This window comes from Acinetobacter sp. 809848 (assembly GCF_000581275.1).
Classification (GTDB): Bacteria; Pseudomonadota; Gammaproteobacteria; order Pseudomonadales; family Moraxellaceae; genus Acinetobacter; species Acinetobacter pittii.
In genome coordinates this window covers 101,605-122,380 of the sequence record NZ_JEXG01000006.1, presented here as the reverse complement: position 1 = coordinate 122,380, position 20,776 = coordinate 101,605, and the positions used below count along the sequence as shown (strand labels likewise).

At 38.8% G+C, this 20,776-nt stretch carries 16 protein-coding genes and 1 pseudogene; 12 read left to right on the top strand and 5 right to left on the bottom strand.

The genetic code is table 11. From position 1 onward, the window contains the following. Window positions 1-3: 3 nt before the first annotated feature. From J536_RS09815 to sbnA, 3 genes are all read right to left on the bottom strand, one after another. Window positions 4-1,644: an IucA/IucC family protein gene (locus tag J536_RS09815; protein WP_081404114.1), complete on the bottom strand. Its 1,641-nt coding sequence runs from the start codon at window positions 1,642-1,644 to the stop codon at window positions 4-6. A 71-nt stretch (window positions 1,645-1,715) separates the two neighbouring features. Beyond that, entirely contained in the window at window positions 1,716-2,729 is a 1,014-nt protein-coding gene (sbnB, locus tag J536_RS09810) for a 2,3-diaminopropionate biosynthesis protein SbnB (protein WP_032062805.1), read from the bottom strand. Window positions 2,730-2,750: 21 nt separating this feature from the next. Further along, window positions 2,751-3,755 carry a 2,3-diaminopropionate biosynthesis protein SbnA gene (gene sbnA, locus J536_RS09805; RefSeq protein ID WP_032062804.1) on the bottom strand — a complete coding sequence of 335 codons (1,005 nt, stop codon included), beginning with the start codon at window positions 3,753-3,755 and terminating at the stop codon, window positions 2,751-2,753. Window positions 3,756-4,262: 507 nt separating this feature from the next. On the opposite strand from sbnA, the pseudogene J536_RS25985 reads away from it, so the two are divergent. Continuing rightward, window positions 4,263-4,378, top strand: a pseudogene (locus tag J536_RS25985) (hypothetical protein). A gap of 5 nt (window positions 4,379-4,383) precedes the next feature. Here J536_RS25985 and J536_RS09800 read toward each other — a convergent pair. Both J536_RS09800 and J536_RS09795 read right to left on the bottom strand, forming a co-directional pair. Beyond that, window positions 4,384-5,406, bottom strand: coding sequence for an ABC transporter substrate-binding protein (locus J536_RS09800; RefSeq protein WP_032062803.1), 1,023 nt, complete (start codon window positions 5,404-5,406; stop codon window positions 4,384-4,386). Continuing rightward, the gene (locus J536_RS09795; RefSeq protein WP_002115726.1) at window positions 5,407-5,997 is read right to left on the bottom strand and encodes an ANTAR domain-containing response regulator; all 591 of its coding nucleotides are present in this window, start codon (window positions 5,995-5,997) and stop codon (window positions 5,407-5,409) included. A 384-nt stretch (window positions 5,998-6,381) separates the two neighbouring features. Between J536_RS09795 and J536_RS0104320 the strand changes: the two genes are divergently transcribed. The 11 genes from J536_RS0104320 to J536_RS09750 all read left to right on the top strand — a co-directional run bounded on the left by J536_RS0104320 (window position 6,382) and on the right by J536_RS09750 (window position 20,761). Further along, on the top strand, window positions 6,382-6,723 hold the full coding sequence (locus J536_RS0104320) for a hypothetical protein (protein ID WP_017480941.1): 342 nt from the start codon (window positions 6,382-6,384) through the stop codon (window positions 6,721-6,723). An 11-nt stretch (window positions 6,724-6,734) separates the two neighbouring features. Beyond that, window positions 6,735-9,281: a nitrite reductase large subunit NirB gene (gene nirB, locus J536_RS09790; protein WP_032062802.1), complete on the top strand. Its 2,547-nt coding sequence runs from the start codon at window positions 6,735-6,737 to the stop codon at window positions 9,279-9,281. A 12-nt stretch (window positions 9,282-9,293) separates the two neighbouring features. Next, window positions 9,294-10,916 carry a nitrite reductase small subunit NirD gene (nirD, locus tag J536_RS09785; protein ID WP_032062800.1) on the top strand — a complete coding sequence of 541 codons (1,623 nt, stop codon included), beginning with the start codon at window positions 9,294-9,296 and terminating at the stop codon, window positions 10,914-10,916. Window positions 10,917-10,934: 18 nt separating this feature from the next. Beyond that, a complete protein-coding gene (locus tag J536_RS09780) occupies window positions 10,935-13,715 on the top strand; it encodes a nitrate reductase (RefSeq protein ID WP_032062798.1) in 2,781 nt (926 codons plus the stop codon). Next, window positions 13,712-14,341 carry a molybdenum cofactor guanylyltransferase gene (gene mobA / locus J536_RS09775; RefSeq protein ID WP_032062797.1) on the top strand — a complete coding sequence of 210 codons (630 nt, stop codon included), beginning with the start codon at window positions 13,712-13,714 and terminating at the stop codon, window positions 14,339-14,341. The genes J536_RS09780 and mobA overlap by 4 nt, the downstream gene beginning before the upstream one ends. Window positions 14,342-14,461: 120 nt before the next feature. Continuing rightward, window positions 14,462-15,238, top strand: coding sequence for a hypothetical protein (locus J536_RS26135; RefSeq protein WP_228130711.1), 777 nt, complete (start codon window positions 14,462-14,464; stop codon window positions 15,236-15,238). Between the two features lie 46 nt (window positions 15,239-15,284). Then, on the top strand, window positions 15,285-16,070 hold the full coding sequence (locus tag J536_RS26130; protein ID WP_050680423.1) for a hypothetical protein: 786 nt from the start codon (window positions 15,285-15,287) through the stop codon (window positions 16,068-16,070). Window positions 16,071-16,474: 404 nt separating this feature from the next. Then, window positions 16,475-18,748, top strand: a complete 2,274-nt coding sequence (locus tag J536_RS09765; RefSeq protein ID WP_032062792.1) for a molybdopterin-dependent oxidoreductase — start codon at window positions 16,475-16,477, stop codon at window positions 18,746-18,748. A 228-nt stretch (window positions 18,749-18,976) separates the two neighbouring features. Further along, window positions 18,977-20,017, top strand: coding sequence for a GTP 3',8-cyclase MoaA (gene moaA, locus J536_RS09760; protein WP_081404111.1), 1,041 nt, complete (start codon window positions 18,977-18,979; stop codon window positions 20,015-20,017). Further along, window positions 20,018-20,272: a MoaD/ThiS family protein gene (locus J536_RS09755; RefSeq protein ID WP_031962498.1), complete on the top strand. Its 255-nt coding sequence runs from the start codon at window positions 20,018-20,020 to the stop codon at window positions 20,270-20,272. A 3-nt stretch (window positions 20,273-20,275) separates the two neighbouring features. Then, on the top strand, window positions 20,276-20,761 hold the full coding sequence (locus tag J536_RS09750; RefSeq protein ID WP_032062788.1) for a molybdenum cofactor biosynthesis protein MoaE: 486 nt from the start codon (window positions 20,276-20,278) through the stop codon (window positions 20,759-20,761). The last annotated feature ends 15 nt before the right edge of the window (window positions 20,762-20,776 follow it).

Genomic DNA, 20,776 nt, shown 5'->3' with positions numbered 1-20,776 from the left:
GATTTAGATGTCCATGGTCTCATAGCTAGAAACAGATAAGCTGTGATAAGGGTTTGGCGTACTTCCGATTTTACTTGGCATGCCCGTTGAGTTGCTTTCTTGCGCAAGTAAAGGCGTAAGTAGCTGTTTGAACGGCCAAGTCTTATTGTCAAAAAGATAAGTTTGAATTTGCGATTTTGTTTGTTCTGAAATAGGTTGGGTTTCTACAAAATTTTGAATAATGTCTTGAACCATCTCCCAGAAATCGTTTTCCGTTCGATCCGTATATTTCAAGGTAGCTAAAGCAATCGGGTAGAGGTTAATTTGAATCCCTAAGGTAATGAAGTAATTAAATAAGTCTTCATTTTTAGTAAAGATAAGATTGTTCGGTGTACTCGTGTCAATGGTATAAACCGGAGGCGTAAAACCACTTTCTTCAATGGCTATGGTACATATTCTTAAGGTATCGTGGTCACGTAAAATAAAGCATTTAAACTTATTATTTTCATAACACACCATGGTGTTTTGCCCGTGGCATTCAGGCATGATGCCTTTTGCCCAAAGCGTTAAGAATGTTTGAATAAAATGGATACTTAAGTCTTTTAGTAATGACCATTTGTCACCTTCAACGCCTAAAGCTTCCCAAGGGTCAACATAGGTACAGCTTAAAGCTGACATAGTGATTGGCGTGACATTTTTATCTTGGCAAAAGTCGGGTAAATGTCTGACTTGGCAGCCAATCACCCCTAAGTTTTTTATAATCGGCTCTTGTTTACCTAGTACCCACCAATGTGTTTCATTACTCAAAAAGAGGCTATTTTTTATTAAAGGACTTTCATTAATGACGTCATTTAAAAAATCATAAGCCGTATGTCCATTCATTAAATAACGACCTGGCATAGAGCGGATTGCACCTAATGTTTTGGCATTGGTCGAGAGTTTTAAATGCAGAGTAGGGTTTGTGTTGTGAATAAGGGTTCTTAAAGAAGAAGTCGGTAAACCAATTGTGGTGACATGGTTTAGGTCAATACCGCCGTATTTATTTTCATCAAGCTTTAAATAGCGATGTTGCGTCTCTAACAACGGCAGGGCTAAGTAATCATCTGAAAGCTCAGCCATTTTGTCAGCAATAAGACTTTCCTCAACTTCTGATAACAAAAGCTCTTTGTGAGGAATCGACTCCATATTGTTGATCACGTCATCTTTCTTAAATGCCCACCAATACACCTCAATTTCTTTTTGAGTTGTGAGGGGGGCAAGTTCACCTTTTGAGTGAGCGAACGGATGAAATGGACGATCAGCTACCAGTGATAGCAATTCACTGGTCATTAAAGGTGAAGAAAATGAAAGGGCTGACTGTAAAATTTGAGGAATTTTTTCAGCCGTTACTAAGTTATCTAGCCAATAATTAATCGCTTTTTGATGGTGTGGTGAAGGCCACCAAGTTGCTTTAGTTAAATAGTTAAAAACTTCAGAAATAGAAATTTCAGACGTTGTATTACTTAAGAGGTTATGAAGCAAAACTTCGGGTTGGGTAACATAGAAAGGATTTACACCATCTACTTTTAAACAGCTGAAATAGAGTTCCAACTCATCATTGAGAGTAATTGCCAGATAAGGCTTTTTATAGGAAATATGATCTTTAAAATCTCCATAATTCTCCATGTAGAGTGCATCTATGGTTTTTTGTAGTTGTGCTGTGTAAATCCGATCTAACATTTTAGTTATTCCTATTCTTATAAAAGCGGTAGAACCGTGCCAACGTTTTGTTCTTGTGCAGCATTGAAGAACCATTTAGCGCAGACAATATCGTCAATCGCCATGCCCATTGGGTTGAGCAAAATGATTTCATCTTCGTGTTCACGGCCGTTTTTATGACCAATAATGATGTCGCCAAGTTCAGCATGTAGTTTTTCACGGCTGAATAAGCCATCTTCAACCAGTACATTGATGACTTTCTTTTCTCGGTTTGATTGGTCCCAGTCATCCACAATGACTTTGTCGACTTTTAAGAAGACTTCAGGCTCGATATCCATAATTGAAATATTTGAAACAAAGCAGCCTTTTTTAAGCCACTCAAATGGAATGTAAGGTTTATCTGAGACTGTGCAGGTAATGAGGACGTCAGCTTGCTGAATTGCAGACTTGGCACTGTCATGAATTTCAATTTCTAGCTGCGGATATTCTGATAAGAACAATGTTTTAAGTTTTTCAGCTGCTTCAGGGTTTACATCAAATAAATGTATTTTTTTTACTTGAGCATATTGTTCAAGTACAGTTTTAATCTGCATTTGAGCAATTGGACCGCAGCCAATCACGGTGATGTCTGAAAAGTCTTTTTTTGCTAGATATTTAATTGAAACACCAGTAATTGCCGCAGTTCGCATTGCACTGATGAGGCTGCCTTCCATCACCGCAACTGGATAATTTGTTTCTGAGTCATTTAAAACAATCAGTGCGCTGGCACGCGGAATATTGAATTTTTTAGGGTTATGTTGTCTTGAACCAATCCATTTGATTCCGGCAATCGGGTCGTTGCCACCTAAATAACAAGGCATTGCGATAATACGGTCGGCAATATGGTCTGCACCTTGCCAGCGAAGATAAGGTTTTAAAGGTTGAACAAACTGTTTATTTGCATGCAGGGTTAAACCTTCAGTAATTGCTTCAATAAATGAATTACTATGATTTGCGCCAAGATTTAATAAATCTGATTGACTTAAGTAGCGAAGGGTAGCCAAATTGCTCATGAATATTTCCTAAGGAGAAGGTTAAACAACATTTTGTAAAGTAAGGTTTTCTTGGCGTCGTAAGTTTCGATTGAAGTGACGCTTCTTGATCATTTCGAACCATTCATCTTCATAAACAAGATCGAGATAACGATCGCCACGATCGGGCAACAGTGTTAAGACGCACGATCCATCAGGAATGGTTGGAATCAGTTTTTTGATGGCTGAAATTGATGAGCCACTTGAACCGCCAGCAAAGATTCCTTCATGCTCAAGAAGTTCTCGGCAACCGAGTGCCGACTCATAGTCATCTACATAAATGACATCATCAATTTCATTGGGGGAGAGTAGCGGTGGGACAGTACTTGCACCAATGCCAGGAATTTCGCGTGGACCAGATGTGCCACCAAACAACACAGAGCCGACGATATCGACTGCGATCACTTTTAATTCTGGAAATCTTTCTTTAAGGCGACGAGATACGCCCATAATCGTGCCAGAGGTACTTGCCCCAATTACGAGGTAATCAATCTTGCGATCAATTTGATTTAGGATTTCTTCTGCTTCTCCAAAATAATGGCTTTTCCAGTTATTTGGGTTGGCATACTGATTAATCCAAACAGCATTTGGAAGCTGTTGGCAGAGTCGTTTTACAGTGTCGATTCTGGTTTTTAAATAACCGCCGTTTTGATCTTTTTCAGAGACCATTTCGATATTGGCCTTGTAGAGCTTCAACATTTGTAAGTTTGCTGAGGCTATTTTCGGGTCAATAACGGCAGTAAATTTTAATCCATATATTTTGCAGGCCATTGCAAGCGCAATCGCTAAGTTCCCTGATGAGCTTTCAACAATATGACTATCTTTATTAATCACTCCAGATTTCAGGCCTTCCTGTAGCATGAATAATGCCGGACGGTCTTTAATACTTCCTCCTGGGTTTAACAATTCCATTTTCGCAATCACTGAGATCGATTGATGCGTGAATAGCCTTGATAATTGTAGTAGTGGCGTTTTACCTATGCAGTCGAGAATATTTTCATGGATCATGGTAGATCTTCTCAGGTTTTTATGTGGTGTGAATGATAATGATTATTAATTTAATTATTATTACCATTTGTGCCATGATTGTTGCGGTTTGTAACTAAAAACAGGAGGGACTTAGAGGATTTTTCACTAATTTTTTTTATCTAATTATTTGAATCGTAATATTTAAGTTTTACAAAAGGATTAATAAATAAATCTTTTTAAATATAATGACATAGGCAATAAATTACTTTAGAACTAAAAAAATTAATTTAATTAAGACAGATGCGAGAAATTATTTTGAAGAAATAAAATGAAATTTATGACCTCATCCGCGTAATTGATGCATCGCTATACTGTAGTGAGCATGGGTAGATTTAAGGCTTATAGAAGAGATAAATATTTAAAGACTGACTTAAGATGCTTTGAATAATGAACTGAAATTGATCAAGTGGCAGTTATTGATATGAAAATGTCTGAAAATGATACGCTTAGATAGATATGATCATTTCCATAAGCGCTATATTTTCAATGGATCAGTTGAGCCTAGAAAATATAGGAATGCGTGTTTCGCATTTTGTCTTATGGGTCTTTCAAGCTGTCTTTGTCATAAAAGACAGCTTTTTTTATGGCGATTTGATGAGTAGAAAAGTTATGAACGATAGCGATGTTTAGCTTGTTCATAAGCCTCAAGATTAATGCATTGAGCACCCAAGCTTGTGATTTGTGCTTGGTCGAGTTGAAGTTCATCCCATTTTTGCATTTGCTCGAGCAGCCAATAAAAGTCTTCAACTTTTGGCAGTGCACTTTCTTTTACTAAATGACGGACAATATCCTGAATCATATAGTATTTGTCGACATGTATCTCTTCTGAACAATGGAAGCGCACAATTCCAAACTCGACTAATAATTTTAAAATTGGAGCAAAATCGTCTAACTCACTCAATTCTTGTTGGGCTTTCATAATTGCCGTGGTGAGTGCAACTAGTGTTTGTGGATGCTGTTCAGCCCATTCTTGAGTTACGGCTAAAACCTTATCAGCCACACGAGGAATAATGTTTTGACTTGAGCAAATCATTTTACTTAAACCCAGAAGCTCGCCTTGAGTATTCCAAGGTTCTCCTACACAAAAACCATCAATCACATGTTTGTCTAATGCTTCAACCATATAAGGTGGCGGTAATGTTTTGAGCTGGATAGATTGAGCAAGTTCAGGGTTTGCTAAAGCGAGCCACTCTCTTAAACAATAATGATGAATAGAATGCTTAAATACATGCGCTAAAGAAATGGAGTGACCTTGTTCGAGATAATCTGCCACTTTTTGCGCTGTTACTTGGGCCGTATCATTTTTTTGAATTGCAAGTTGATGAGTAAGTTTTTGACTTAAGCTAATGAAAGCACGGTTTTCACTTAAAACCAGTGATGTTTGTAGTGGCGTGCCAATTTGATCCGTGCCTACAGCCGCCGCAGGTAACATTGCAGATAAGCAATGCGCTGCATCTAATAGACCAAAAGCAAGACGGTCTCGAAGACTTGCCCATGATGCTTCTTTAACTAAAGTGACATCTAAACCGACTTCCTCAAAGAAGCCTCTTTGTTTTGCCCAAAGCAATGCAAGACAATCAAGCAAAGGAATATAGCCGAGTTGTAATTGAGTCTTTTCTAATGTGCTCATTTATTCATCCTTTAGTTGATTGTTGAGTAATTTTTGGGCATCAAGTAACCGCCGTGCCATTTCTCCAATCGTTATACGGTGACTCATGGCATTTTTTCTAAGAAGTTGGAAAGCTGTATCTTCAGGCAGCCCGTGGAGTTGCATGAGTAACACTTTGGCCTTTTCAACATCTTTACGGTCAGCCAGTTTGGTTTGAGCCTCTTTTAAATCACCTTCGAGTTTTTTGTGCTTTTTATATTGCTCAATCGAGATTTCTAAAATGGTATGTAAACGGGCAGGGTCTATGCCATCTACGATATAAGCCGTTACTCCCGCATCGATGGCTTGTTTGATGGTGTCTTTATCTGAATTTTTAGTGAACAGGACAGTCGGTAGGTCATAGCTACTCACACAACTTTCAATAATGTCACGATGAGGATGATCCATATCGAGCAAGATCACATCGGCTTGTAAATGCTCGAGACGAAAAATATTTAAATGGTCCAAAGTAAGGCAAGCGACCACTTCAAAATCATTTTCAAGCAGACTTTTTCTTATATAGTCTGCTCGCGCATGATCATCATCAATAAGGGCTATTTTGAGTTTTGGCATAAGTTCAGAAAATCAGGCTAAGAAAATGCGCCAATTCGACGCGTTTTTTGTTATCAGGTTTTAAGCAAGATTAGTGCCATCCAAAATTAAACAAAAAATCCAGTTTAAGTGGCATTTCAGCGAGCTAAAGAACTAATGTGGTCAGTCTTGGTGCAAAAATACGATTCATTTTGTGGCAAGACATATTTTTATCTTAACCATTTAAGTGTACCGCGATGGGGCAAATAGAATAAGACATTATTTTTATAAGATAGCTGGCGAAATTATATCTATATGAAATTAAAAATAAAAAATTTTTAAATTAAATTTATATAAGGATTGGCATGCAAAATGCTTACTTAATTACAGGTCGAAGACGACCATAAATTTTAAAGACGGCCAACGATGTCCGTTCTGATCGAATTTGTGAGTGCAACTGTGCACACAAAGAATTTACGTTCAGTCGGAGTGAAGGCCATGTCTTTATTTTTATTGCATAAAAAAGTTACATCTGAATTATCTAATTTTTCAGTTCCAGCGATGCGAGCCTTCTCTATGGGGGGGCTCGCTTTTTTTATTTCTTTTTATGACTTTGCTGTGCATTGGGTGTCATTAACGAGTGGGAAAAATGGATTCCAAGCAGCTACATGCTTTGTGAGATTGATTCGCTTCTCGGTAGAACACAAGGCAAAAAAACAACGTCTATTTGAGAACGCAATAACGCAGCTTAAAAGCAACGTGATTTGAGGAGAAACACTATGAAATTGGTAATGATTGGTCATGGTATGGTGGGCCACAAATTCATCGAAGCCATTTTAGAAAAAGCAGATGATGAACTGGAAATCACGATTCTCGCGGAAGAACCTCGTATCGCCTATGACCGTGTACATTTGACAGAATATTTCTCTGGGAAATCAGCAAAAGATTTATCTTTGGCGCGTTTTGACTTTGCTGATGCTCATGGCATTGACTTACGTCTAAATACAAAAGCAACTGCAATTGATACAGCTGCACAAACAGTCACAACCAATCATGGTGATGTCATCAGCTATGACAAATTGGTGTTGGCAACTGGTTCGTATGCATTCGTTCCACCAATTCCGGGTAATGACCGTGAAAACTGCTTCGTTTACCGTACGATTGAAGACTTAGACGCGATTCGTGCAGCGAGTCTTAATGCAAAAACAGGTGTAGTGATTGGTGGTGGTTTACTTGGACTTGAGGCTGCAAAAGCTTTACGTGATTTAGATTTAGAAACACATGTTGTTGAGTTTGCGCCACGTTTAATGGCAGTTCAAATTGATGATTTGGGCGGTAAAGTTTTACGCCGTAAAATTGAAGACCTTGGTGTAAAAGTTCATACACAAAAAGCGACACAATCTATCGAATGTGGCAACAGCACTACACATGTAATGAAATTTGCAGATGGTAGCGAGCTTGAAGCAGATGTCATTTTATTCTCTGCGGGGATCCGTCCACGTGATGAGCTCGCACGCAATAGTGGACTCGCGATTGGTGAGCGTGGTGGTATTGTCATTAATGATTATTGCCAAACTTCAGATACCAATATTTATGCTATTGGTGAATGTGCACTTTGGCAAAACAAAATTTATGGTTTGGTTGCTCCGGGCTATGACATGGCACGTATTGCAGCAAAACACATTTTAGATGAAGAGTGTCATTGCTTCGCTGGTGCAGACATGAGCACTAAGTTGAAGTTGATGGGTGTGGACGTTGCCTCTGTAGGTGATGCACATGCTATGACGCCGGGTGCATTAAGCTATTTCTATGCAGATGAGCATGCACTGGTTTATAAAAAGATAGTTATAAATGCAGATAAAACCAAATTGCTGGGTGCGGTTTTGGTGGGCGATGCGAAAGAGTACAACGACCTTTTACAAATGATGTTAAACGGTCTGGCTTTACCTGAAGTTCCTGAAAGCTTGATTATGCCTGGCTTTGAACAATCAGCAGGTAAGTCTGGTGGTAGCGGTGTAGATTTACTTCCAGACAGCGCGACCATTTGTTCATGTAACAACGTATCAAAAGCGGACATCTGCCAAGCAATTAGCGATGGTTCGACCTCTTTAGGTGCATTAAAGAAATGCACCAAAGCAGCAACAGCATGTGGTGGCTGTGCACCATTAGTGACGCAAGTGTTGAAGTCAGAGTTACAACGTCAAGGTGTGACTGTAAATAACCACATTTGCGAACACTTCCCGTACTCGCGTCAAGAGTTGTATCACTTGGTTCGTGTCAATGAAATTAAGACATTCGATGATTTGATTCATCAACATGGTCATGGTTTAGGTTGTGATATCTGTAAACCTGCTGCCGCAAATATTTTGGCATCTTGCTGGAACGATTTCGTCCTTGAGCCAAGCCATGCAGGCTTACAAGACAGTAATGACTACTATTTGGGTAATATCCAAAAAGACGGTTCTTACTCGGTTGTACCGCGTATGGCTGGTGGTGAAGTGACACCAGATGGTTTAATCGCGATTGGTCAAATTGCGAAGAAATATAATCTATATACCAAAATTACTGGCGGTCAACGTGTTGACATGTTCGGTGCGCAAGTTCACGAGCTTCCATTCATTTGGGAAGAGTTAAATGCTGCTGGTTTCGAGTCTGGTCATGCTTACGGTAAATCATTGCGTACCGTGAAATCATGTGTGGGAAGTACTTGGTGCCGTTACGGGGTAGACAACTCGGTTGGTTTAGCGATTGAGCTTGAAAACCGCTACAAAGGTTTACGTTCACCACATAAATTAAAAATGGCAGTGTCTGGCTGTACTCGTGAGTGTGCAGAAGCGCAAGGTAAAGACGTTGGTATTATCGCGACCGAAAAAGGTTGGAACCTTTATGTCTGTGGTAATGGTGGTATGAAACCACGTCATGCTGAATTACTTGCATCTGACCTTGATAAAGCAACGCTCATCCGTTACATCGACCGTTTCTATATGTTCTACATCCAAACAGCAGACCGTTTACAACGTACCAGTGTATGGCGCGACAACATGGAAGGTGGCCTAGATTACCTTAAATCTGTAGTTGTGGATGATTCACTTGGTTTGGCTGCCGAGCTTGAACGCCGTATGGAACACATCATTGGCACATATCAAGACGAATGGCGTACTGCGGTGGAAAATCCTGAAGTTCGTAAACGCTTCCAAACGTATATCAATGCAGGAGCAAATGAACAGGCCGATCCACACATTCAATTTACAACTGAACGTGGTCAAATCCGTCCATTAACCGAAGCTGAACGTTCAGAAGACCGCATTCCAATGGTTGAAGCATAAAGGAGAAATTATATGAATATTGTACAAGACAAAAATATGCTTCCTGATGATCAATGGATTGACGTTTGTGCACTCGATGATTTAACCCCAAATACTGGTGCGGGTGCACTAGTGGGGGGCCAAGCTGTAGCAATCTTCCGTGTAGGACATGAAAAACGTGTTTACGTGCTGAGTAATAAAGATCCGTTTAGCCAAGCGAATGTGATGAGCCGCGGCATTATTGGAGATTTACAAGGCGAACGCGTCGTTGCATCGCCAATCTATAAACAACATTTTAGTTTGGCAACGGGCCGTTGTTTAGAAGATAAAGACCAAAAATTGGCAGTTTATCCGAGCAAAATTGTTGATGGCCGTGTCTGGGTCAACGCGGTGCCGCAAAAAACTTATATTACCAATACAGGTGTATCACAAGACAAACTTAAACTGGTGCTGATCGGGAATGGTTTGGCAGGGATGCGTTGTCTGGAAGATTTACTTGATATGGCGCCAGATCGTTATGAAGTTACGGTGATTGGTGAAGAACCATGGGGGAACTATAACCGTATTATGTTGTCTCCGGTTTTATCGGGTGAAAAAACCATTGAAGACATTATGTTGCATCCACCAAAGTGGTATGACGATAAAGGCATTAAATTTATTGCCGGTGATAAAGCCGTAAAAATTGATCGCCCACGTAAAGTGGTTTACACCGAAAAAGGTCGGACAGTTGATTATGATCGTTTAATTCTGGCAACAGGCTCGGCACCATTTATTCCACCAGTTCAAGGTGTTGACTTAAAGGGCGTGTTAACTTTCCGCGATATTTATGACGTCAACACCATGATTGAATACTGCGATTCAAAAACCAATGCAGTGGTGATTGGTGGCGGTTTACTCGGTTTAGAAGCGGCGTATGGTTTAAAACAACGCGGTATGAATGTCACAGTATTGCATTTGATGGACCGTATTATGGAACGTCAACTTGATGGACGTGCGAGTCAATTACTTCGTCATAGCATTGAGCAAAAAGGCATTCATATTATTACCGAAGCCAATACAGAGGCGTTAATTGGTGATGAAAATGGTCATGTCAAACAAATCCGTTTGAAAGATGGCACGGTCTTAGATGCTGACCTTGTGGTATTTGCTGTGGGCATTCGTCCAAATATTGCTTTGGCACAAAGTGCTGGTTTACGTTGTAATCGTGGTGTATTGGTGAATGACACCATGCAAACATTTGACCCAAGTATTTATGCGGTGGGTGAGTGTATTGAACACCGTGGTCAAACTTTCGGTTTGGTTGAACCACTGTGGGGGCAAGCTTTTATTTGCGCGACCCATCTGGCTGAACACGGCAGCTTAACTTTTAAAGCACCCACTGTGCCGACTCAGTTAAAAGTCAGTGGTGTCGATGTATTCTCTGCGGGCAATTTTGAGCCGAAAGATGATTATGAAGACATTATACTGAACGATGAAAAACGCCAGATTTATAAGCGTATTATCATTCAAAGCGATCGGGTAATCGGTGCAGTACTGTTCGGTGATACTGAAGATGGCATGTGGTATGCAGAGTTAATTGCAGACCAAACACCTGTTTCTTCATTTAGAAATAAACTGCTATTTGGTCGAGATTTTGCATTAAAAAATGCAGGCTAAATAGGCAAAGGAGCAGTTATGAATAGTATTCCAAACGTTGAAATCGATAGCTCCGACCATGTTGCAAAAATCACTAAAACAACATGTCCATATTGTGGGGTGGGCTGTGGTGTTAGCGTAAACGTCCAACAAAAACCTCAAGGACCTGTGGTGCAAGTTGAGGGGGATGCCGAGCATCCTTCCAACTTTGGACGCTTATGTATTAAAGGTAGCCGTCTTGCGGATACTTTGGGGTTAGAAACACGTGTTTTACAACCAATGATGGGGCGCAAAGCTGATCGGGTGGTAACGACATGGGATGCCGCCATTAATAAAATTGCCGATAAATTCCAATCTTGTATCGATCAATATGGTCGTGACAGCATTGCATTTTATGTTTCAGGTCAGCTTTTGACTGAAGACTATTATGTGGTGAATAAGTTTGTAAAAGGCTATTTGGGTACTGCAAATATTGATACCAACTCACGCCTTTGCATGTCATCTGCGGTGGCAGGTCACAAACGGAGTTTCGGTGAAGATATTGTGCCTGCAAGTTATGAAGATTTTGAACATGCAGATATGGTGGTTTTGGTCGGTTCTAATACCGCATGGTGCCATCCTGTGCTGTATCAGCGGATTATGCAGGCTAAAAGCCACAATCCAGATATGTTTGTTGTGGTGATTGATCCACGTTTTACCAGTACTTGTGAACAAGCGGATTTACATTTACCGATTTTGCCGGGTCAAGATGTCGCATTATTTAATGGCTTATTTCAATATTTATATGGAAATGGTCATGCCGATCAGGCCTTTATAGATACTTATACCGAAGGTCTGCAAGATGTTTTGGAAAGCAGTGAGCCAGAAACTGATATTGAATATGTCGCAAAGCGTACGGGAATTGCACTCGATAAGTTGCAACAGTTTTTTGAGAAATTTGCTCAAACTGAAAAAATCATTACCCTATTTTCAATGGGTGTGAATCAATCAAGTCAGGGCGTGAATAAAGCCAACAGCATTATTAACTGTCACTTACTAACAGGCAAAATTGGAAAGCTCGGCGCTGCACCATTTTCGATGACAGGTCAGCCCAATGCGATGGGTGGTCGAGAAGTGGGTGGCTTAGCCAATATGCTAGCGGCACACATGGACTTAGATAACCCATTACATCAAAAAGTAGTGCAAACCTTTTGGGATAGCCCATTTATTGCAACTCAAGCTGGTTTGAAAGCAGTTGATTTATTTAATGCGGTTGAAGCCGGAAAAATTAAAGCGATCTGGATTATGGCAACTAATCCAGTGGTGAGTTTGCCAGATGCCGATCAGGTGAAACGTGCATTAGAGAAATGCGAATTGGTCGTTGTGTCAGATATCTGTGCCGATACCGATACTACGGCTTACGCCGATGTGTTACTTCCAGCTTTAGGTTGGGGTGAAAAAGATGGAACCGTGACTAACTCTGAGCGTCGTATTTCACGTCAGCGCGCATTCTTATCTGCGCCGGGTGAAGCAAAATCAGATTGGTGGTCTGTTAGCCAAGTCGCAAAAAAATTGGGCTTTAAAGGTTTTGACTTTGCGAGTGCAAGTGACATCTTTAATGAGCATGCAGCGTTATCTGCACAAGACAATGCAGACATAGATGCTCGTGAACAAAGTAATAATTTTCGTTATTTCAACTTGAAAGGTTTAATTAACCTAAGTAATGCTGAGTACGATGCTCTACAACCAGTGCAATGGCCAGTATGGGATAAAAACCAAGACGCTAAAGCCGTTCAACAACTGTTTGGCAAGGGCCAGTTTAGTCATAAAAATGCCAAGGCAAAATTGATTCCGACTGTTGCAATCGATCCGGTACATGCAGTTTCAGAAGATTATCCGCTCATTTTGAACACGGGACGTATTCGTGATCAATGGCACACCATGACGCGTACTGGTTTGTCACCAAATTTGACCAGTCACCGCGCTGAACCATTCTGTGAGATTCATCCAAATGATGCCTTAAAGTTTGGTGTACGTGATCAAGGTTTAGTAGAAGTTCGTTCGAAATGGGGCAGTTGTGTACTACGTGTGACCTTCTCATCGGGGGTACGTCGTGGGCAAATTTTTGCACCGATTCACTGGACTGAACAGGTTGCATCCGACGCCCGTATTGGTAAAGTCGTTAATCCAGAAGTTGATGCAATTTCAGGTGAACCTGAATTCAAACATACGCCTGTAACTATTCAGCCGTTCTATACCACTTGGCAAGGTGTGCTCTATATTCGTGAAGGATACGATTCGCATATTCAAGAATCGCTACATCACTGTGCATGGTGGACAAAAGTCAAAATGGTTAAAACCAACCGTTATGAACTTGCAGACCGCCAAACTTTTCACAATACTCAAAAGAATCTGAAAAGCTTTTTACCATTTGCCGATGAAACCTTTGAATGGTTAAGCATAGAAGATATCTCTTCACAACTGAGCCATAGTGTTATTTTGAAAGATGGCATTGTAATTGCAAGTCTATATATTGCACCGCCAGATTTATTGCCAGACCGTGATTGGGTAGCGAGTCTGTTTAAACGAGAACGTTTGAGCGCCTTGCACCGAAAAGCTTTACTAGCGGGTATGCCAATGTCGGCTACTAATAATGATGGGCCTTTAGTGTGTAGTTGTTTTAAAGTAGGTAAGAATAAAATTATCGACGTGATAAAAACACAAAACATTACCCATGAAAAACAGGTTACTGCATGTTTAAAAGCAGGTGGGAACTGTGGTTCATGTTTACCTGAGATTCGTGGCTTGATTAAAGCTTGCCAACAAGAGGTGGAAGTGTGAATAAGGGATATCCCGTAACTGATCTGGTCATTTTGGCGGGTGGACAAGCCCGCCGTATGAATGGTTTAAATAAGCTGTTACAGCAATTTGATGGCGATACGCAACTATTCAAAATTCATCAAAAACTAAAGCCATCTGTATCTGAAATTTGGGTAAATAGTCATCGTGATTATTCGATTTATCAAAGTATTGTGCCTGATATTAAGTGTTTTCAAGATGATTCTTCCGGTTTTTTCGGTCCGCTTATGGGTATGAAAAGCGCATGGTCACATGTAAAGGCAGATTATGTTTTGTTTATTCCCTGTGATGTGACGTATATACCTACGCAAGTCGTTGCCAAATTACACAGCGCACTTCGCAAAAATAAACAAGCTCAGGCAGCCTATGTTTCAATTAATGGGGATGCTTTATACCCATTTTGCTTATTAAAACGTGAAAGTCTGATCACGATAAGAGAGCAAATTGACAAACAACGATTAAGTTTAAAAGACTGCTTTAAACTTTTACATGCACAAGTCGCCGTATTTCAAAAACAAAACTTATTTTTTCATAGCATTAACTCTTTGGATGAGCTTCAACAATATAAACAAATCAATGCTTTTAAAGAGATATTTACAGCAAGTTAAACATTAGATTCTGTCAATTTACAAAATAAGATGCATTTTATTTAATCAGATTAATCATTATTTATAAGTATATTTATTTCTGTTAATTTACATTTTTTTATATTACGGGAAAATATTATAGTGGATACCAATAAAATTGAAGAAACTAAAGAAAAGTCAAAATTCCCATATATGCTTATATTCACGATAGTGTACTTGGCAATGGTTATTTTATATTGCCTTTTAGATGTGAAGGGGGTGAGAACTTTAAGACCAAATGAGTGGGGAGATTTTTTAGCTGGCTTCTTTGCACCTTTAGTATTTATGTGGCTAATTTATGGCTATCACCAACAGGGCAAAGAATTAAGTCTACAAATAGAAGAATTATCTAATAGTGTGGCGCAACAGAAAAGCTTAGCAATTACGGCTCAACAAGAATTAGATTTATTAATAGATAGAGAAAAGAGGCAAACAGAATTAGAAATCATTAATGCTCAGCCCTATTTCCATGTAAAAGATTTTGAAATTAAACAATTACAGTCTCATGGTGCTCTATGTTTTATTTTCTCATTTAATTTAAAAAATAGTCGAAATCTATGCAGAAGTCTTTTTACAATGTATTCCAAAGATTACGTAAATAATCAACTCGTATGGGAAGGGGCTGATTTTTTACCAACTGATTTAGAAAAAGGAATAAATATTAACTTTAACATTCATTCCCGCTATGTCATTGATGAAAGGGAAGATATATCAGTTCTTTACTTAAAATTTTTTTATACTGATGCAATTGATGTAATAAGAATTCAAATTTTAAAAATCACTATAGATCATAATCAAATACTACCTCAATTGAATGTTCCTTATGCAATTTCATGGTTGCATAATAAAAACTTTACAGATGATCCTAATTATTATTAATTACATAAATGATCTGTTTTTAATCAATTAACGAGTAATGAATTCCATGGAAAACCCAGTACCACCTAAACAGCCATTCTATAAAACTTGGGCTTTTTACAAAAAATGGACTTTTTGGGTAGTTGTTATTTATCTAAGTTTTGTTGTTATACATACCGTATGTTTAATATTCAGTAAAGGAGAAAACCGTCTTCTTAATTCGAATGAACTAGGGGATTTTTTAGCTGGTGTATTTGCTCCATTAGCTTTCCTTTTCCTTTATTTAGGATATTTACAACAAGGTAAAGAACTAAAAATTAGTAATGAAGCTTTTAATAAGCAATGTGAAGAACTTAAAAATAGTGTGGAACAACAATCTAAATTAGTAAGTTTTCAACAGCAAGAAATACAAGCTAAATATTTTGCAGCAAAACCCTTTCTAGAAATTAATCACGTTCGATATAGCTTTGAGGTAGAAGGAGGTAATACTATTCTGATTGATGGTGTTCCAGAATTTCAAGAACCAGAAGAAGTACTTAGATTAGTATTTGAAATTAAAAATTTGGGTGAAGTTGCAAAACATATAACTGTTACTGACAGTAATAAAATGATTCAGTTAGATTCTACTTATGAAATTAAGAAAGATGGTACTGTAACTATTGTTTGTTACGTAGATGTTGATTACGTTGAGGAATTAATTGAACAACGTGCAGTTGAGTTTTATCTCGTTGTTAAATATTCCGATATATACGGAAGTAAATATAGAGATCTTTTAGTTGTCAAATTTTTTGAATATGATGGGCATGAAGATGCCCAAGTAAACGTCAGAATAGTGAAAAGAGATTATAAATAGTTTCTTCTCAAAAATTAATCAAATAAACCCTTTTTCTTGATACCACTCATAATCATCAAAATTTAACTCTATCCCCATCCTTAGATGGGATAGGGGTAAACTCAATCTTACAAGCTAAATGTAAACTAGTGAACCAAGCTAGAATTAATGCAACAGCATCATCTCCATGTTTGTTTTCATTATTGTAATACCTAAGTTCATTTGAAATTTGTGATTGATATATAAATTCTTTTTAAAATTCTGAAATATGTGTCAAAAATCTCACATCAATTGTCATTTAACGATTGGCCGAGTGAACTATATTTTTAATCTTTATACGGTTGACTATTTATTATTTAAGTTCTATTTTGGAACTTGTTATTTTAATTCTAGCTAGATGTATAAAAATAAACGGAGCCAGAAAAATGATGGACACAGCTCAGCAAAGTAAAACAGATGTGACCGCATGTATCTTATGTTCTAGAAACTGCGGTTTAAGTGTTGAAATTAAAGATAACCAGTTTGTCAAAATTAAAGGTGATCCCGAACATCCATTTTCTCAAGGCTACATTTGCCAAAAAGCTGCCAGATTACAACATTACCAGCAACACGCAGACCGTTTGACTACACCTTTAAAACGTCAACCTGATGGATCATTTCAAGAAGTGAGTTGGGATGTAGCCATACAAGAAATTGCTGATTGTTTAGTTCAGATTAGAGATGATTTTGGCGGGACTGCTTTTGCTTCTGTTGGGGGCGGCGGTCAGGGTAACCACCTCGGCGCAGCGTATGGCCGACAGCTTTTGCTGGCCATGAAAAGTTATTATGCTTATAACTCACTTGCTCAAGAAAAAACAGGTGATTTCTGGCTCAATGGCCGCCTATTCGGTAGTCAAGCTTGCCATACCACAGAAGATGTTGAACACGCAGATTATGTACTTTTCATTGGGACAAATCCTTTTCAGGCCCATGGCATTCCTAACGCAAGAGATACCCTAAAACATATTAAGAAAGATCCGAATCGAACCATGGTCGTGTTTGACCCGCGTGTTACCGAAACGGCCAAACAAGCAGACATTCATGTGCAGCTAAAACCAGGGACTGATGCTTTTTTAATGTCGGCTATGATTGCGATCATTATTAAAGAAAAGCTTTATGACGAAGCATTTATTGAGCAACATACGCAAGGATTTGACGACGTAAAAACAGTATTTAACCATGTCCCGATTGAAGATTATATTGCTAAAGCTGATGTTCCAGTCGATTTGATTTACCAAGTCGTTCGAGATTTTGCCAAGGCGAAAAGAGGCTGTGTACGTATTGATTTAGGCATTCAACATACTTTAAATACTACATTAAACGGATATTTAGAAAAACTACTGTACTTACTGACTGGAAACTTTGGAAAGCAAGGTACCAATAATCTGCATACTATGTTTATTCCAATCTTAAGCGATACAGATGAAAGAAAGCCGAAATATCGTCGTAGTGTTTACCATAAAATGTTCCCGATTTCCGGGTTTTTCCCGCCTAATATTTTACCCGATGAAATCCTAAAAGCAGGGGAAAAGCGAATTCGCGCAGTTTTTGTAGATAGCTGTAACCCGTTATTAACTTATCCTGATACACCAGCCTATGAGGAAGCATTGAAAGCATTAGATTTGTTGGTTGTGGTGGATGTTGCCATGACGGAAACCGCTAGGCTTGCGGACTACATTTTGCCAGCGCATACCCAGTTTGAAAAATGGGAATTTACTGGCTTTAATCTTGAGTTTCCTAAAAATGGTTTTCACCTCAGGCATCCTGTATTGGCCGCTCAAACGAATACTTTGCCAGAGGCAGAAATTTATACACGATTACTTGAAGCTATGCAGGTGATTCCAAAACGCTTTCCAATTTTAGAAAAAATAGCTTCAGTCGACTCGAAAAAAACAGCCTATTTACCTTACCTATCGGCATTGGGACTTACTTTTGCACGAAATAAAAAATACATTCCTTTTGCAGCCTCAATTCTCTATCGCACTTTAGGTAAACACTTAGAAAAATCAGCTGGTTCAGTTGCTTTTTTATTGCCTCTGTCGATTCAATATGCTGTTTTACACACCAAAGCGGTACGTCGTGCAGGTTATAAGGGTAATCCATTAACACAAGGTGTTAAACTATTTGAGCAGATATTAAAGCAACGTTCAGGTATGGTTTTATCACAACATGAATATGATGAAGTCTGGAAATTGGTTGCTTATAAAGATAAGAAAGTACGTCTTGCGATTCCCGAAATGTTAAGTGAACTCACAACCTTGAAAAGCCATGAGGTGAATGTTGAAGAATTTCCTTTTATCCTTTTGTCGGGTGAGCGACGTAGTTATAACGCTAATCAAATTTACCGTGACCCGGCTTGGCGAAAAGTAGATGCTGAAGGAGCTTTACGAATTCATCCTGAAGATGCAGAGGCCTTAAATGTAGCTATGGGTGATCAAATCAAATGTATCTCACAACATGGAGAAATTCAGGTTACTGTAGATTTTGATGAGGGAATGCGAAAAGGAGTTGTTTCGCTTCCACATGGTTATGGCATGCGCTTTCAAGGTGGGGAACCTATTGGACCACAATTAAACATGCTCATTTCTGGTGAGCATTGTGACCCTTTATCTAAAACGCCTTACCATAAATATGTACCCATCCGTTTAGAAAAGTGCTAGAAATAAAGTAGGGCATATAAAAGGTTGACGCCGCACTGATTTTGTAAAGCTTTAAAGTTTGAGCTAAAACGGTACGGCCGAAATTTCAAATACAACCCAAAAAGTTATGGATGATAAATAGAATTGGAACAAATTTTGCAATAAAGATAAAGCACTACTAAGACGCAATTTTAAAAGTTTAATTGCTCTTAATGAGTGCTTGCAATATTTGAACTGTTCTCGATATGAGTGCAAATAATGAAACAATATCACTCTGAAACTGCGCCAATGCTTTTGCAAGATCAATATGGGCGTATCAAGCGAAAGTTACGTATTTCAGTAACTGATCGCTGTAATTTTAAGTGTGTGTATTGCATGCCTGAACATCCTGAATGGCTAAATAAACAAGATTTGCTTAGTTTTGAGGCGCTCTTTCAGTTTTGCAGTTTTATGGTGCAACAAGGTATTGAAAGCATCCGTATTACGGGTGGTGAACCATTAATGCGTCAAGGTATTGTTCATTTCATTCGCGATTTACAAGCTTTAAAAGCATTAGGTTTAAAGCGTATTTCAATGACCACTAATGGACATTATCTTGCAAAATACGCTCAGCAATTAAAAGATGTTGGTCTAGATGATTTAAATATTAGTTTAGATAGCCTAGATCCGATTCAATTTAAAGAGCTCACTAAGAAAAAGTTAGAACCAGTTCTTGAGGGTATTCAAGCTGCAAAAGATGCAGGGTTACCTTTTAAAATGAACTGCGTGTTAATGAAAGATAAAAATGACGATCAAATTCTACCGATGGTGAAATGGTCTATCGCCAATCATATTCCGCTACGTTTTATTGAATTCATGCCACTTGATGGTGATGCACTTTGGTCAAATAGAGATGTGGTGAGTGAAGCAGAAATTTTACAGACATTACAACCGCATTATTCGGTACAAGTCATCGAGCAGCAACATGAGCCAGCACGCCAATATTTACTTAACAATAGCTACGCGCTAGGCATCATTTCTACCATTACTCATTCATTTTGCCATCAATGTGACCGTATACGACTAACGGCACAAGGTGAACTCTATAACTGTTTATTTGCACCGCAGGGTTTAAATATTAAACCACAACTTCAAACGCTGGTAAGTAAACAACGTACACCAGAATACGATATGTATATCCAAAATTTAAAGAATTTGGTCCATCCATATATCTGGCATAAAGCTAAAGGCTTTCATGCCTTACAACATCAACAAACCCGTAAAATCAGTATGCATATGCTTGGGGGATAAATGCAGCAATCTATCCAAATTAAAATCGAATCATTCGGTGCAATTGAAAAATTGCTTCCCCAAAATCTTTCGATCGTTTGTCCTACCAATATTTTAGTGAAAGATGTCTTAGATCAAATTGTGACTTTACATCCGGAATGCACACAGGCCATGGAAAAATGTGCATGTGCGATAGAGGATAACGTTATAACCAGACAATCTGCCTTAAGTGAGCCATGTACTTTGGTTTTATTATCACCAGTTGCAGGAGGCTAAGCCATGCGAGATTTTGCACGTATACAAGAGCAGGCTTTAAGCCTTGATACCTTTGATCCTATTGAATCATTTCCTGAATGCGGTGGAATTGATATTTTTATGGGTACGGTTCGTAATCATCATGAAGGTAAAGCTGTTAAAGCACTGAAATATACCTCGTATAAACCGCTTTCTGAAAAAATGATACGTGAAATTGAACTGGAAATTGAGAAAAAGTATCAGGTATCTTATGTGCGAGTTGTTCATCGGATTGGGCATCTAGATGTCGGTGAAACAGCAATCATTGCAATTGCTTATGCAGCTCATCGCCGTGAAGCTTTTCAAGCATGCGAAGAAGCGGTTGAGCGGGTAAAGCATGAAGTGCCTGTGTTTAAAGAAGAGTTCTTTACAGATGGCACGAGTCATTATGTAGAGGGCTGCTGTATTCGTAAGGATGCACCGCACGAACACAAGCATCACAATCATGCCGGCCATGAACACTCACACTGAAATAAGCAAGACTAG